Source organism: Paraburkholderia antibiotica (assembly GCF_012927125.1).
Classification (GTDB): domain Bacteria; phylum Pseudomonadota; class Gammaproteobacteria; order Burkholderiales; family Burkholderiaceae; genus Paraburkholderia; species Paraburkholderia antibiotica.
Genome location: NZ_JABBFZ010000013.1, coordinates 17,846 through 32,068 on the forward strand (window position 1 = coordinate 17,846; position 14,223 = coordinate 32,068).

Annotated in this window: 14 protein-coding genes and 1 tRNA gene; 13 read left to right on the forward strand and 2 right to left on the reverse strand. The window is 62.7% G+C overall.

What is annotated here, in order from left to right; all coding sequences use genetic code 11:
- The first annotated feature begins 8 nt into the window (after nt 1-8).
- The 7 genes from lptB (at nt 9) to HHL14_RS20340 (ending at nt 6,605) form a co-directional block, all read left to right on the forward strand.
- Entirely contained in the window at nt 9-785 is a 777-nt protein-coding gene (gene lptB, locus HHL14_RS20310) for an LPS export ABC transporter ATP-binding protein (protein ID WP_169499581.1), read from the forward strand.
- A gap of 215 nt (nt 786-1,000) precedes the next feature.
- Complete coding sequence (locus tag HHL14_RS20315) at nt 1,001-2,518, forward strand: RNA polymerase factor sigma-54 (RefSeq protein ID WP_169499415.1); 1,518 nt, start codon at nt 1,001-1,003, stop codon at nt 2,516-2,518.
- 171 nt (nt 2,519-2,689) lie between these two features.
- A complete protein-coding gene (gene hpf, locus HHL14_RS20320) occupies nt 2,690-3,046 on the forward strand; it encodes a ribosome hibernation-promoting factor, HPF/YfiA family (RefSeq protein ID WP_169499416.1) in 357 nt (118 codons plus the stop codon).
- A gap of 332 nt (nt 3,047-3,378) precedes the next feature.
- Complete coding sequence (locus HHL14_RS20325; protein ID WP_169499417.1) at nt 3,379-3,894, forward strand: PTS sugar transporter subunit IIA; 516 nt, start codon at nt 3,379-3,381, stop codon at nt 3,892-3,894.
- 76 nt (nt 3,895-3,970) lie between these two features.
- A complete protein-coding gene (gene hprK, locus HHL14_RS20330) occupies nt 3,971-4,939 on the forward strand; it encodes an HPr(Ser) kinase/phosphatase (RefSeq protein WP_008921706.1) in 969 nt (322 codons plus the stop codon).
- A 97-nt stretch (nt 4,940-5,036) separates the two neighbouring features.
- Nucleotides 5,037-5,930 carry an RNase adapter RapZ gene (rapZ, locus tag HHL14_RS20335; RefSeq protein ID WP_169499418.1) on the forward strand — a complete coding sequence of 298 codons (894 nt, stop codon included), beginning with the start codon at nt 5,037-5,039 and terminating at the stop codon, nt 5,928-5,930.
- A 39-nt stretch (nt 5,931-5,969) separates the two neighbouring features.
- On the forward strand, nt 5,970-6,605 hold the full coding sequence (locus HHL14_RS20340; RefSeq protein ID WP_169499419.1) for an LON peptidase substrate-binding domain-containing protein: 636 nt from the start codon (nt 5,970-5,972) through the stop codon (nt 6,603-6,605).
- A gap of 70 nt (nt 6,606-6,675) precedes the next feature.
- On the opposite strand, the gene mutY is transcribed toward HHL14_RS20340, so the two are convergent.
- Together mutY and mutM are read right to left on the reverse strand one after the other, a co-directional pair.
- Complete coding sequence (mutY, locus tag HHL14_RS20345; protein WP_407945294.1) at nt 6,676-7,821, reverse strand: A/G-specific adenine glycosylase; 1,146 nt, start codon at nt 7,819-7,821, stop codon at nt 6,676-6,678.
- Nucleotides 7,822-7,828: 7 nt separating this feature from the next.
- The gene (mutM, locus tag HHL14_RS20350; RefSeq protein WP_169499420.1) at nt 7,829-8,659 is read right to left on the reverse strand and encodes a bifunctional DNA-formamidopyrimidine glycosylase/DNA-(apurinic or apyrimidinic site) lyase; all 831 of its coding nucleotides are present in this window, start codon (nt 8,657-8,659) and stop codon (nt 7,829-7,831) included.
- Nucleotides 8,660-8,745: 86 nt separating this feature from the next.
- Here mutM and HHL14_RS20355 point away from each other — a divergent pair, with 86 nt between their 5' ends.
- The 6 genes from HHL14_RS20355 to HHL14_RS20380 all read left to right on the forward strand — a co-directional run bounded on the left by HHL14_RS20355 (nt 8,746) and on the right by HHL14_RS20380 (nt 14,192).
- Complete coding sequence (locus HHL14_RS20355; RefSeq protein ID WP_169499421.1) at nt 8,746-10,587, forward strand: tetratricopeptide repeat protein; 1,842 nt, start codon at nt 8,746-8,748, stop codon at nt 10,585-10,587.
- Nucleotides 10,587-11,219 carry a lipoprotein insertase outer membrane protein LolB gene (gene lolB, locus HHL14_RS20360; RefSeq protein ID WP_169499422.1) on the forward strand — a complete coding sequence of 211 codons (633 nt, stop codon included), beginning with the start codon at nt 10,587-10,589 and terminating at the stop codon, nt 11,217-11,219. Before HHL14_RS20355 ends, lolB begins: the two co-directional genes overlap by 1 nt.
- 152 nt (nt 11,220-11,371) lie before the next feature.
- Entirely contained in the window at nt 11,372-12,253 is an 882-nt protein-coding gene (gene ispE / locus HHL14_RS20365; RefSeq protein WP_169499423.1) for a 4-(cytidine 5'-diphospho)-2-C-methyl-D-erythritol kinase, read from the forward strand.
- A 52-nt stretch (nt 12,254-12,305) separates the two neighbouring features.
- A tRNA-Gln gene (locus HHL14_RS20370) sits at nt 12,306-12,382 on the forward strand.
- Nucleotides 12,383-12,457: 75 nt separating this feature from the next.
- A complete protein-coding gene (locus HHL14_RS20375) occupies nt 12,458-13,414 on the forward strand; it encodes a ribose-phosphate pyrophosphokinase (RefSeq protein ID WP_169499424.1) in 957 nt (318 codons plus the stop codon).
- Nucleotides 13,415-13,577: 163 nt separating this feature from the next.
- Nucleotides 13,578-14,192 carry a 50S ribosomal protein L25/general stress protein Ctc gene (locus tag HHL14_RS20380; protein ID WP_169499425.1) on the forward strand — a complete coding sequence of 205 codons (615 nt, stop codon included), beginning with the start codon at nt 13,578-13,580 and terminating at the stop codon, nt 14,190-14,192.
- Nucleotides 14,193-14,223: the final 31 nt, after the last annotated feature.

The window sequence follows — 14,223 nt, forward strand, 5'->3', positions numbered from 1 at the left end:
GCAGCACCATCGCGCCCCTACCCAATCGCAAGCCGGCCGGCACCAGCAGTTCGCTGGTCGTCCGTAATCTGAAGAAGCGCTACGGTTCGCGCACGGTCGTCAAGGACGTCTCGCTCGACGTGAAAAGCGGCGAAGTGGTCGGACTGCTAGGCCCGAACGGCGCCGGCAAGACGACCTCGTTCTATATGATCGTCGGCCTCGTGCCGCTCGACGCCGGCGAGATCGACCTCGACGGCAAGTCGATCAGCCTGCTGCCGATCCATAAACGCGCGTCGCTCGGCCTGTCGTATCTGCCGCAGGAAGCGTCGGTGTTCCGCAAGCTGACCGTCGAGCAGAATATTCGCGCGGTGCTGGAATTGCAGCTCGACGAAAACGGCAAGCGGCTCAGCAAGGACATGATCACCTCGCGCGCGGAAGCGTTGCTCGACGAGTTGCAGATCGCGCATCTGCGGGACAATCCGGCGCTGTCGCTGTCGGGCGGCGAGCGTCGCCGGGTCGAAATCGCGCGCGCGCTGGCGACCAACCCCAGCTTCATTCTGCTCGACGAGCCGTTCGCCGGGGTCGACCCGATCGCGGTGCTGGAAATCCAGAAGATCGTCAAGTTCCTGAAGCAGCGCAATATCGGTGTCCTGATCACCGACCACAACGTGCGCGAAACGCTCGGCATCTGCGATCACGCGTACATCATCAGCGACGGCAGCGTGCTGGCCGCCGGCGCACCCAGCGAAATCATCGAGAACGAAAGCGTGCGGCGCGTCTATCTCGGCGAGCATTTCCGCATGTAAGCACACACAGGATCGCCGGCCACGCGAGCGCGTGCGTCCGGCCCCTGGCGCCGCTTTTTGCGGCACCCGCACATCCCGCAACCTCCCTCAACGTCTATTTCCGCAGCGACGCCGGTCGGCGTTTCGCGGCGTCCGGAACGGGCGTACCCGTAAATTGCGGTTGCCGCAAGGTATCGCGGTCGTGGCAAACTCTCTACAATGAATCTCAACCTGCCATGAAAGCCAGCCTCCAACTCCGCCTATCGCAGCATCTTGCGCTGACCCCGCAACTGCAGCAGTCCATCCGGCTGCTTCAGTTGTCTACGCTCGAACTGCAGCAGGAAGTCGCAATGGCGATCTCGCAGAATCCGCTCCTCGAAAACGAGGACGAATGGATCGCGAGCCCGTTGCGGGTGGCAGCTGACGGTTCCCTGATCGCGCAAACGCCGGCCTCTTCCACGCCGAGCGATCCGATGTCCGGCAATGGCTCGGGGTCGTCGGACGGCGGCGGCGAGCGCTCCGAAAACGGCGAGCCGCAAGGCGTCGACGAATACAACGGCCTCGCCGGCGACGGCGGCAGCGACACGTCGCAATGGAACCTGGACGACTACGGCCGCTCCGGCAACGCATCGGACGACGACGATCTGCCGCCGCTGCAAATCCACGAATCGAGCACGTCGCTACGCGATCACCTGATGGCGCAACTGCGCGTCACCCAGGCGAGCCAACGCGATCGCGCGCTCGTCACGTTCCTGATCGAATCGCTCGACGACGACGGTTACCTCGCCGCGACGCTCGAAGAAGTGCTGGCCGACCTGCCCGATGAACTCGAAGTCGATGGCGACGAACTGAACGCCGCGCTCGCGCTGTTGCACAGCTTCGACCCGGCCGGGGTCGGCGCGCGCTCGGCGTCCGAATGTCTGAAGCTTCAACTGTTGCGGCTCGACACGTCGGCCACCCGCACGCTCGCGCTGGACATCGTCAGCCATTATCTGGAACTGCTCGCCGCGCGCGATTTCACGCGTCTGCGCAAACACCTGAAGGCCAACGACGACGACCTGCGCGATGCGCACGTGCTGATCCGCTCGCTCGAACCGTTTCCGGGCGCAGCTTACGGCAAGGCCGAAGCAGACTACGTGGTGCCGGACATCATGGTGCGCAAAACGGCACAAGGGTGGCAGGCCGAGCTGAATCCGGAAGTGGTGCCGAAACTGCGCATCAACCATCTGTACGCGAATATTCTGCGCAATAACCGCGGCGATCCGGGCAGCGGATCGTTGCGCCAGCAACTTCAGGAAGCACGCTGGCTGATCAAGAATATCCAGCAGCGTTTCGAGACGATCCTGCGAGTTGCGCAGGCGATTGTCGAGCGTCAGAAGAGCTTTTTTGTGCACGGCGAAATTGCCATGCGCCCCTTGGTTTTGCGGGAAATAGCTGATACGCTGGGCCTACACGAGTCGACTGTCTCGCGTGTGACAACCGGTAAATACATGCTGACCCCATTCGGGACGCTGGAATTCAAGTATTTTTTCGGCTCGCACGTTTCGACCGACACCGGCGGCGCGGCCTCATCCACGGCCATTCGCGCGCTGATCAAACAACTGATAGGAGCGGAAAACCCGAAATCGCCTCTTTCAGACAGTCGCATAGCCGAACTGCTGGGGGAACAGGGCTTCGTGGTCGCACGGCGTACCGTAGCGAAATACCGCGAAGCGCTCAAAATCCCGGCAGTCAACCTGCGCAAGTCTCTGTAGCCCGCCGCGTTTTGCAGCGGGCATTTACCGGCCGCTCCGCACCTGGCGGACAGGTCGGCCGCTGCGACCTGCCAGATGTCCGTCACCGGGGGGCGACACAGGCAAGCCGTCAGATCGGACCGGACCTTTGCCATCGTGCGGACCAAGCGGCCATTAGCTTGGAGAAGCACTATGAATCTCAAGATCAGTGGACACCACCTCGAAGTAACGCCTGCGTTGCGCGAATACGTGATCACCAAACTGGATAGGGTGCTAAGACATTTCGATCAGGTCATCGACGGCAGTGTGGTCCTCTCGGTCGACAACCATAAGGAAAAGGACAAGCGTCAGAAGGTTGAAATCAACCTTCATCTGAAGGGCAAGGATATCTTCGTCGAGAGTTGTGACAGTGATTTGTACGCTGCGATCGATCTGATGATCGACAAGCTCGACAGACAGGTGATACGCCATAAGGACCGTCTGCAAGGTCATGCGCACGAAGCGATCAAGTATCAGCCGGCGCCGCAGCTGGACGTGCCGCCGCAATAGGAGAGTTAGAGGAAACTCCTCACTTTTCCAAATCGCCTCGAACCGCCCGAATGGGCGGTTTTTCGTTTCGGCGCGACATTTTTACGCACTGCCCATGTCCCGAGCCGCTGCGGCCTCCCGCACTCCCCGACAGTCTTTGCGCAACGCCACATGCGCGACTACGCAAGCGGTGAAAAACCTGATATGCATGAATGGCGCGCCGCACCATCGGCCGCTACCCTGTTCTATAATGTTCCGGTTACCATCGGGGTCAAGCCTGCTCTCACGAAGTACGGCCGGCCGGAGTTTCGCGCGTCGCGCACTCACCGCACGTCTTCACGAGCATCGAACGAATGGAACGCCACTCAAACGCCCCGGTGGGGAGAACTCAGGCCACGCTTTCGCCTGTCAACATGAATCGTTTAGCCAAATTTCTTCCCCTCGAGAACGTCGTCATCGGACTATCGGTCACCAGCAAGAAACGCGTGTTCGAGCAAGCGGGCCTGATCTTCGAGAACCAGAACGGCATCGCCCGCAGTACCGTCACAGACAATCTTTTTGCGCGAGAACGCCTCGGCTCGACCGGGCTCGGCGAAGGCGTCGCGATTCCGCATGGGCGGATCAAGGGCCTCAAGCAGCCGCTCGCCGCATTCGTCAGACTCGCGGAACCCATCCCCTTCGAAGCGCCGGACGGCCAGCCGGTGTCGCTGCTGATCTTCCTGCTCGTTCCTGAACAGGCCACCCAGCAGCACCTCGAAATCCTCTCCGAGATCGCCCAGTTGCTGTCCGATCGAGAGGCCCGCGAGCGTCTGCACACGGAAGAAGACCGCGAATCGTTGCATCGCCTGCTCACTCAGTGGCAACCTTGATGCATCGGCGGCGGTAAGCCGCGCGCACGCAAGCAGGTAAGGCCCGGCAAGCGGCTCACACTGGAGTCACTGACTCATGGATACGTCCAGCATCAACGCCCAGAGCATTTTCGACGACAACGCCGCCATGCTGAAGCTCAGCTGGCTGACCGGGCACGAAGGCTGGGAACGCGGCTTTTCTTCTGAATCGGTCGCGAATGCCACGTCGAGCGCCGACCTCGTCGGCCACCTGAACCTGATCCACCCGAACCGGATCCAGGTGCTCGGCGACGCCGAGATCGACTACTACAAACGCCAGACCGACGAAGATCGCTCGCGCCACATGGCCGAACTGATCGCGCTGGAGCCGCCGTTTCTGGTGGTCGCGGGCGGGGTGGCCGCGCCGCCGGAGCTGGTGCTGCGCTGCACACGCTCGTCGACGCCGCTGTTCACGACGCCGACCTCGGCGGCCGCGGTCATCGATAGTCTGCGTCTTTACATGTCGCGCATTCTCGCGCCGCGCGCGACGCTGCACGGCGTGTTCCTCGACATCCTCGGCATGGGCGTGCTGCTCACCGGCGACTCGGGCCTCGGCAAAAGCGAACTCGGCCTCGAGCTGATCAGCCGCGGCCACGGTCTCGTTGCCGACGACGCGGTCGACTTCGTGCGGCTCGGCCCGGATTTCGTCGAAGGACGCTGCCCGCCTCTGCTGCAGAATCTGCTCGAAGTGCGCGGCTTGGGTCTGCTCGACATCAAGACGATTTTTGGCGAAACGGCCGTGCGCCGCAAAATGAAGCTGAAGCTGATCGTGCAACTGGTGCGCCGTCCCGACGGCGAATTCCAGCGCCTGCCGCTCGAAAGCCAGACCGTCGACGTGCTCGGCCTGCCGATCAGCAAGGTCACGATCCAGGTGGCCGCGGGCCGCAACCTCGCGGTGCTGGTCGAAGCAGCGGTGCGCAATACGATCCTGCAACTACGCGGCATCGACACGCTGCGCGACTTCATGGACCGGCAACGTCTTGCGATGCAGGACCCCGACAGCCAGTTCCCCGGCAAGCTGATCTGAGCCAGCAGCGCCATGCCGCACCCACGGCGTAAGGCAGGCCGCGGGTACGCGCCCGGAGGGCAGATGCTATGATGAAATCTACGCTTTCGACGACTCCATGCGCATAATTCTGATCACCGGCATCTCCGGCTCCGGCAAGTCTGTTGCCCTGAACGCGCTTGAAGACGCGGGCTATTACTGCGTCGACAATCTGCCTCCGCGTTTTCTGCCGCAGCTCGCCACCTACCTCGCCGAAGACGGCCAGGATCGCCTCGCGGTCGCGATCGACGCACGCTCCGGCTCGTCGCTCGACGAAATGCCCGAGATGATCCGCGACCTGAAACGCTCGCACGACGTGCGTGTGCTGTTCCTGAGCGCGAGCACCCAGTCGCTGATCCAACGCTTTTCCGAAACGCGCCGCCGCCATCCGCTGTCGGGCTCCCCGGCGCACGACGCGGACGTGGGTCTGCTCACGTCGCTCGCCGAAGCGATCGAGCGCGAGCGCGAACTGGTTGCGGGTCTGGCCGAGTTCGGCCATCAGATCGACACCAGCAATCTGCGCGCGAACGTGCTGCGCGCGTGGGTCAAGCGCTTCATCGAACAGGAAGACGCCGGGCTCGTGCTGATGTTCGAATCGTTCGGCTTCAAGCGCGGCGTGCCGCTCGACGCGGATTTCGTCTTCGACGTCCGCACGTTGCCGAACCCGTACTACGATCATGAATTGAGGCCGCTCACCGGCCTCGACCAACCGGTGATGGATTTTCTCGATGCGCAGCCGGTCGTCCACGAGATGATCGACGACATCGAGAAGTACCTGTCCAAGTGGCTGCCGCATTTCCGCGACGACAATCGCAGCTACCTGACCGTCGCAATCGGTTGCACGGGCGGCCAGCACCGCTCGGTGTTCATCGCGGAGACGCTTGCCGCGCGTCTCGCGACATCGGCGAATGTGATTGTGCGGCACCGCGATGCGCCGGTCGACGTCGGCGAATCATCGAAGCTGGTGGCTTAACCGGCCGCATCGCGCGGCCTTAACCCGAAGCGTTGCGCCATGTCCTCTACGCCTACTGTGTACGCCGATTTGCCGCTGTTTCCGCTGCATACGGTGCTATTTCCCGACGGCCTGCTGCCGCTGAAAATCTTCGAAGCGCGCTACCTCGACATGGCGCGCGACTGTTTGCGCGAACAGACGCCGTTCGGCGTGTGCATGCTGAAAAGCGGCGCCGAAGTCGCCCGCGACGAAGAACCTTCGGTGCCCGAAACGATCGGCTGTCTCGCCGAGATCGAGGAGTGCGATGTCGAGGCGTTCGGCATGCTGCTGATTCGCGCGCGCGGCACGAAGCGCTTTCGTCTGCTGTCGCATCGCGTCGAAGCGAGCGGGCTGCTGGTGGGAATGGCCGAACCGCTTGCCGCCGATCAACCCCTCGAAGGCAACGAACTACTCGCCAAATTCGGCGCGTGCGCGGAAGTGCTCGAACGGATCATCGCGACAATCCGCGAGCGTGACCCGGACAGCCTGCCGTTCGCGGAGCCGTTCAAACTCGGCGACCCGTCCTGGGTATCGAACCGGCTCGCCGAGGTATTGCCGATCGCGTTGCGCGCACGGCAGAAGCTGATGGAATTGACCGATGCGGGCGCTCGCATCGACGTCGTGCATCACTACATGCAGCAGCATCAGTTGCTGTGAAGTCGCGCAGGCCGCCGTTCGCGACGCACGTTGCGCACGCCGGCCGCACGCGAAGTCCTCGACCGCTCCGTTAGATCAACGAACCATGCAGGCTCGCGAGCAGCTTGCGCACCGGCGCGGGCACGCCGAACGAATCGAGATCGCCGAGCGAGACCCATGCCGTTTCGGCATCATTCAACGCAGCCAATGCACCGACGCCGCGATCCAGTTCCGCGAGCCGCGGTTCGATATCGAGCTTGAAATGCGTGAACACGTGCGCGAACGGCGCGAGCGCCGACACCGTGCCGTCGCTGCCAAAAGCACGCGCGCGTTCGGCGAGCGAGGCTTCGTCGGCGGCTTCGGGCAAGCTCCACAAGCCGCCCCAGATACCGGTCGGCGGACGCTTTTCGAGCATCACCGCATTGCCGTCGCGTAGCACCAGCATCCACGTGCGGCGCGTCGGCACCGCTTTCTTCGGCCGTGAGGTCGGCAGCTCGCGCTGGCGACCGCTGACATTGGCGACGCAATCGGCGGCGAACGGGCAGCGCAGGCAATCGGGCTTGCCACGCACGCATAGCGTCGCGCCGAGGTCCATCAGGCCCTGCGTGTAGGCGCTGACTTCCGCGTTCGATGCATTCGACGGCAGCAGCGATTCCGCGAGCGTCCACATCGCGTTCTCGACTTTCTTCTCGCCCGGAAAACCTTCGACGCCGAACACGCGCGCGAGCACCCGCTTCACGTTGCCGTCGAGAATCGTCGCGCGCGCGCCGAAGGCAAACGACGCGATCGCCGCGGCCGTCGAGCGACCGATGCCCGGCAGCTCCGCGAGTTCATCGACCGAGGCGGGGAACGCACCGCCATGCTGCTCGACGACGACCTGCGCGCAGCGATGCAGATTGCGCGCGCGCGTGTAGTAGCCGAGGCCGGCCCACAGCGCCATCACGTCGTCGGACGGCGCGGCGGCGAGCGCGGCGACATCCGGAAAACGCGCGAGAAACTTCGCGTAGTACGGAATCACGGTCGACACCTGGGTCTGCTGCAGCATGATTTCCGACAGCCAGATGCGATACGCGTCGCGCGTGTTCTGCCACGGCAGATCGTGGCGACCGTGCTGACGCTGCCACGCGATCAGGCGCGCGGAAAAATCGGGCATCGCGGGAAAAGCGGGCGTGGCGTCGGAGGCGCTTGTGCGCGAAGTCGCGCGCGCGTGGGGAGTGGGAGTCAGGCGGGAAGGCATCGAGAATCTAGCGCTGGCAAGTGGGACAGAAGTACGTGGAGCGCTGCCCCTGCACAATCTGTTTGATTGGCGTTCCACACACGCGGCAAGGCAGGCCCGCGCGATCGTAGACGAAGTAGTCGAGCTGGAAATAGCCGCTTTCGCCGTCGCTACCGACGAAATCGCGCAACGTGCTGCCGCCCTTCTCGATCGCGGCGGCGAGCGTCACGCGCACCGCATCGGCAAGCAGTTCATAGCGCACCAGCGACACGCGACCGGCGGCGGTAGTCGGCCGGATGCCCGCGCGAAAGAGACTCTCCGACGCGTAAATATTGCCCACGCCGACCACGATGTCGCCGGCCAGCAGCGCCTGCTTCACCGCCACCTTGCGCCCGCGCGTCAGGCGATGCATCAGCGCGCCGGAAAACGCCGGCGAAAAAGGCTCGACGCCAAGACTCGCGAGCAGCGGATGTTCGAGAATGTCGCCGGCCTCGCGCGGATGCCACAGCACCGCACCGAAACGCCGGGGATCGCGGTAGCGCAGAATGAAGTCGTCGAAGATCCAGTCGACGTGATCGTGCTTCGCCGCCGCCGGCGGATGCGGCACATGCCGCAGCACACGCAGCGTGCCGGTCATGCCGAGGTGCACGATGAACCAGCCCGCGTCGATTTCGAACAGCAGATACTTGCCGCGCCGTTCGACCTTGCGCACCACATGTCCGCGCAAGGTTTTCGCAAGCTCGGCCGGAATCGGCCAGCGCAGCGCGTTCGTACGCACATCGACGCGCTCGACCTTACGCCCGGACACATACGGCTCGATCCCCCTTCGGGTAACCTCGACTTCTGGCAACTCTGGCATGTCTATGGGTCTGCTACTTGCGTGAGTGGTTGTGCGCGTATTGTAGCGAGCGCGTTACAATCGTCCGAAACATTGAACGGATTTCCATGAACGTGTCCTTCGTGAAGCTGCTTTCAAAGCGCCGCGCGCGCGTGTCCAACGTGCCGCTCGCCGTGTCCGCCCGGCGCATGCTCGGCGCAGCCGCACTCGCCGTGTGGGCGCTGGCCGCTATGCCCGCGCATGCACAGGATCCGTCGCCGGACTCGGACGACACGTCGGTCACGTTGCCGGACGCGCTCGGTCCGTCGACACCGGAAGACGAGAAGGCGCTGCCGGGCGTGCCGCTGTCCAGCCAGATCGTATTCCAGGTGCTGGCCGCCGAAATCGCGCTGCAACGCGACCAGCCCGCGCCCGCCTATCAGACTTATCTTGCGCTCACTCGGGACACGCACGATCCGCGCATGGCGCAACGCGCCACCGAAATCGCGCTGGCCGCGCAAAGCCCGTCGGATGCGCTGACGGCCGCGCAATTGTGGCAACAGTACGCGCCGAATTCGGAACGCGCTGCGCAACTCGACGCGTCGCTGCTCGTGCTGTCGGGCAAGCCCGACGACGCATCGGCGATCCTCTCGCGCGAACTCGCGAAGGTGCCCAACGAGAATCGCGGCAGCGCGATCCTCGCGCTGCAACTGCTGCTCTCGCGCGGGCCGAACCGCGTCGGCGGTCTGCACGTGTTGCAGGATCTCGTGAAGAACGACATGAATCGGCCGGAAGCGCAACTGGCAATCGCGCGCCAGCAACTGCTGGCCGACGACGCACCGGGCGCGCGCAAATCGCTCGAGCAGGCGCTGACTATCAAGCCCGACTATCTGCCGGCCGCGCTGATGCTGTCGCAGATGGGCCCGGAAGAGCGCAAGGAAGGTATCGCGACGCTCGAAAAGTACGTGCAGCAGAATCCGAAATCGCATGACGCACGACTCGCGCTCGCGCAGATGTATCTCGCGAGCGACCGTCTCGACGACGCGCAGAAGCAGTTCGAGACGATGCGCAAAACCAACCCGAACGACCTGACGCCGTTGATGGCGCTCGCGTTGATCAAGATCCAGCAGAAGAATTTCGCCGACGCGCAGACGTACCTGACGCAATACGCGCAGCAGGCGGAAAAGACGCCGGGCGCGGATGCGGGTCAGGCTTATATCTATCTCGCGCAACTGTCGCTCGAACAGAAGAACGAAGCGGCGGCGAGCGACTGGCTGAACAAGATCACGCCAGCGAGCCAGCAATACCTGCCCGCGCAGATCACGCGCGCGCAACTGCTCGCGAAGCAGGGCAAGATCGACGACGCGCGCAAGCTGCTCGCGGCGCTGCCGGCCTCCGATCCGCGCGACATGGCAATGATCGCGCGCACCGACGCGGCGATCCTGTTCGACGCGAAGCGCTACCCGGAGGCGGAAGAGCGCCTGCAGCAAGCCACCGCGAACTTCCCGGACGACCCCGACCTCATCTACGACTACGCGATGGCCGCCGAGAAAACCGGCCATTACGACGTGATGGAAGCGCAGTTGCGCAAGCTGATCCAGGCACAGCCGGACAATCCGCAGGCGTATAACGCGCTCGGCTATTCACTCGCCGATCGCAACCAGCGCCTGCCGGAAGCGGACAAGCTGATCGAGAAAGCGTCGGCGCTCGCGCCGAACGACGCGTTCATCATGGACAGCGTCGGCTGGGTCAAATACCGGATGGGCGACACGACAGAGGCGATCAAGCTGCTGCGCAAGGCTTACAGCATCCAGCCGAACGCCGAAATCGGCGCGCACCTCGGTGAAGTATTGTGGAAAGCCGGCGAGCAGGAGCAGGCACGCGCCGCGTTCCGCGATGCCCGCAAGCTCGAACCGGACAACGAAACCCTCGTCAAAACGTTGCAACGTCTTCAGGTAAACGATCTTTGATGCGTCTTTCCCGTTTGATTTCCTTTTCCCAGGCGCCGCGCGGCATGGCGCTCGGTTTCGCGGCGGCAGCGGTTGTCGCGCTGGCCGGCTGTGCGTCGGTGAAACCGCAGGGGCCGTCCATGTCGAACGCCGCCACTGCGGTGACCGCGCAGACCGCCCGCTCGTATCAGGGCCGCTTCGCGGTCCAGTACAGCGACCAGTACGGCCACCAGCAAAACGCCTACGGCAATTTCTCGTGGCAGGAAACGGGCGACACCGTCACGCTGCAATTGCGCAACCCGCTCGGCCAGACGATGGCCATCGTGACGTCATCGCCGGCTTCGGCCACGCTCGAATTGCCGAACCGCGCGCCGCTCACCGCGGATAACGTATCGACGCTGATGCAGAATGCGCTGGGTTTCGCACTGCCGGTCGAAGGGCTGCGCTACTGGCTGCAGCCCTCGCCCGCACCGACCTCGCGCGCGCATACCGAGAAGGATCCGGAGCAACCGTCGCGTTTGAAGCAGATCACCCAGGACGGCTGGACTATCGACTATCTGGCGTACGCGGATGCGCCCGCCACCGGTATCAAGCGCGTCAACCTGAGCCGCACGGAGCCGCCACTCGACATCAAGCTCGTGCTGGATCAGTAAGATGCGTTGGCCACGGCTCATCATGCCGTGGCAGCGGCTCATCATGCCGTGGCAGCGGCTCATCATGCCGTGGCAGCGGCTCTCGCAAGCTTGTTACCTCTTTTGTATTGCTATTCGTCCCGGCGCCACGTTGGCGCACGTAGTTTTCACTCATGATCGAAACCGCCGAGTCGCTGCGCGATTGTCTCGCGCCCGCGAAACTGAACCTCTTCCTGCACATCACCGGTCGCCGGCCGGATGGCTATCACACGCTGCAAACGGTTTTCCAGTTGCTGGACTGGGGCGATACGCTGCACTTCACACGGCGTAGCGACGGCCTCATCACACGCCGCACCGAAATCGCCGACGTGCCGCCCGAGCATGACCTCACCGTGCGTGCCGCGACGCTGCTGAAAACGTATACGGGCTCGAGCGAAGGCGTGGATATCGAAATCGACAAGCGTCTGCCGATGGGCGCGGGTCTCGGTGGCGGCAGTTCCGACGCGGCGACGACGTTGCTCGCGCTCAATCGCCTGTGGAAGCTCGATCTGCCGCGTCAGGAATTGCAGGATCTTGCGTTGAAGCTCGGGGCAGACGTGCCTTTCTTTGTTTTCGGAAAAAATGCGTTCGCTGAGGGTGTCGGAGAAGCTTTGGACGTTGTACAATTGCCGCCGCGTCACTTCCTGGTAGTGACGCCGAGGGTGCAGGTTCCAACTGCAGCGATTTTTTCCGAAAAAGCGTTGACAAGAGATTCAAAGCCCCTCATAATTACGGACTTTCCTGCAGAACTTAGTTGCAACACTGAATGGCCAGAAAGTTTCGGCCGGAATGACATGCAGCAGGTTGTCGTAGGAAAGTACGCGGAAGTAGCGCAAGTGCTGCGGTGGTTTGAAAACATCGCGCCGGCGCGGATGTCCGGATCGGGTGCAAGTGTTTTTGCAGCGTTCCGTAGTAAAGCCGAAGCAGAGGCGGCGCAAGCTAAACTGCCAGGCGAATGGAACAGTGCAGTAGCCGCCGGTTTGGATCAGCATCCACTCTTTGCTTTCGCGTCATAAGTTTTGCATCGCCGAACGAAACTCCACGTTCGGCGGAGCTCAAAGTTAGTGTAGGGGAGTCGCCAAGCTGGTTAAGGCACCGGATTTTGATTCCGGCATGCAAAGGTTCGAATCCTTTCTCCCCTGCCAAAAACTCTCGCAGTTCGCAGTAGTTCGCCGCAGTAATTCAATTTCTCCCCGCCCCCAGCCTGAAGTAGGTGCACGATGAGCAGCCATGACGGCCTGATGGTTTTTACTGGCAACGCAAATCCCGCGCTTGCACAGGAAGTCGTCAAAAACCTCGGTATTCCCCTCGGCAAAGCAATGGTTAGCCGTTTCTCGGACGGTGAAATCCAGGTCGAGATTCAGGAAAACGTGCGCGGCAAGGATGTCTTCGTCCTGCAATCCACGTGTGCACCGGCGAACGACAATCTGATGGAACTGATGATCATGGTCGATGCGCTCAAGCGCGCATCCGCAGGCCGGATCACCGCAGCCATCCCCTACTTCGGTTATGCCCGTCAGGATCGTCGCCCGCGTTCGGCGCGCGTCGCCATCTCGGCGAAGGTCGTGGCGAACATGCTGGAAATCGCCGGCGTCGAGCGGATCATCACGATGGATCTGCACGCCGACCAGATTCAAGGCTTCTTCGACATCCCGGTCGACAACATCTACGCAACGCCCGTGCTGCTCGGTGATCTGCGCAAGCAGAACTACGAGAACCTGCTGGTCGTTTCGCCGGACGTCGGCGGCGTGGTGCGTGCCCGTGCACTGGCGAAGCAGCTCAATTGCGATCTCGCGATCATCGACAAGCGTCGTCCGAAGGCGAACGTCGCCGAAGTGATGAACATCATCGGTGAAGTCGAAGGCCGCACCTGCGTGATCATGGACGACATGGTCGACACCGCCGGCACACTCTGCAAGGCAGCACAAGTTTTGAAGGAACGCGGCGCGAAGCAGGTTTTCGCTTACGCCACGCACCCGGTTCTGTCGGGCGGCGCGGGCGAGCGTATCGCTGCTTCCGCACTCGACGAACTCGTAGTCACGGACACGATCCCGCTCGGCGAAGAAGCCCGTTCGTGCGCGAAGATCCGTTCGCTGACGAGCGCCGGCCTGCTCGCCGAAACGTTCTCGCGGATCCGCCGCGGCGATTCGGTGATGTCGCTGTTCGCAGAAAGTTAAGAATTTGCGAAAGCGCCGCGTACCGCTTCATGCGTTACGCGGCGTTTTTGCACAATCGGCACGAACGGACGAAGGTTCGTGCCGCTATCCTGGGCCTCAGCCATTACGGCTTCGAGGCCCTGTTTTTACTGCCTGGTCGCGGGCAGTGCATTGGAGATTCAACATGAAAGTAGTCGCTTTCGAGCGTTCCCTGCAAGGTACGGGTGCGAGCCGCCGCCTGCGTAACTCGGGCAAGACCCCGGGTATCGTTTATGGCGCGGACGCTGACACGCAACTGATCGAACTCGATCACAACGCGCTGTGGCACGCCCTGAAGAAAGAAGTTTTCCACTCGTCGATCCTCGATCTGGAAGTGGCAGGCAAGTCGCAACAGGTTCTGCTGCGCGACGTGCAATACCACCCGTTCCGTCAGCTCGTGCTGCACGTGGACTTCCAGCGCGTCGACGCGAAGAAGAAGCTGCACACCAAGGTGCCGCTGCACTTCATGAACCAGGAAACCAACCCGGCAGTGAAGCTGTCGAGCGCGGTGATCTCGCACGTCCTCAACGAAATCGAAATCGAGTGCCTGCCGTCGGCACTGCCGGAATTCATCGAAGTTGACCTCGCGAAGATCGAAGCAGGTCAATCGGTTCACGCCAAGGACATCACGCTGCCGGCAGGCGTTGCGCTCGTCGCGCACGTCGACGCGGAAAACCCGGTTGTTGCTTCCGCAACGATCCCGGCTGGTGCGATCGCAGAAGACGCAGCTGCTGCTGAAGGCGAAACGCCGGCTGCTTAAGAGCCTTCCGGTTCGAAGCAAGCAATCCTCT

Bases quoted from the DNA above. Each gene is read 5' to 3' on its own strand.
- HHL14_RS20315 (WP_169499415.1), top strand. From the start codon at position 1,001: ATGAAAGCCAGCCTCCAACTCCGCCTATCGCAGCATCTTGCGCTGACC.
- hpf (WP_169499416.1), top strand. From the start codon at position 2,690: ATGAATCTCAAGATCAGTGGACACCACCTCGAAGTAACGCCTGCGTTG.
- HHL14_RS20325 (WP_169499417.1), top strand. From the start codon at position 3,379: ATGGAACGCCACTCAAACGCCCCGGTGGGGAGAACTCAGGCCACGCTT.
- hprK (WP_008921706.1), top strand. From the start codon at position 3,971: ATGGATACGTCCAGCATCAACGCCCAGAGCATTTTCGACGACAACGCC.
- rapZ (WP_169499418.1), top strand. From the start codon at position 5,037: ATGCGCATAATTCTGATCACCGGCATCTCCGGCTCCGGCAAGTCTGTT.
- HHL14_RS20340 (WP_169499419.1), top strand. From the start codon at position 5,970: ATGTCCTCTACGCCTACTGTGTACGCCGATTTGCCGCTGTTTCCGCTG.
- mutY (WP_407945294.1), bottom strand. From the start codon at position 7,821: ATGCCTTCCCGCCTGACTCCCACTCCCCACGCGCGCGCGACTTCGCGC.
- mutM (WP_169499420.1), bottom strand. From the start codon at position 8,659: ATGCCAGAGTTGCCAGAAGTCGAGGTTACCCGAAGGGGGATCGAGCCG.
- HHL14_RS20355 (WP_169499421.1), top strand. From the start codon at position 8,746: ATGAACGTGTCCTTCGTGAAGCTGCTTTCAAAGCGCCGCGCGCGCGTG.
- lolB (WP_169499422.1), top strand. From the start codon at position 10,587: ATGCGTCTTTCCCGTTTGATTTCCTTTTCCCAGGCGCCGCGCGGCATG.
- ispE (WP_169499423.1), top strand. From the start codon at position 11,372: ATGATCGAAACCGCCGAGTCGCTGCGCGATTGTCTCGCGCCCGCGAAA.
- HHL14_RS20375 (WP_169499424.1), top strand. From the start codon at position 12,458: ATGAGCAGCCATGACGGCCTGATGGTTTTTACTGGCAACGCAAATCCC.
- HHL14_RS20380 (WP_169499425.1), top strand. From the start codon at position 13,578: ATGAAAGTAGTCGCTTTCGAGCGTTCCCTGCAAGGTACGGGTGCGAGC.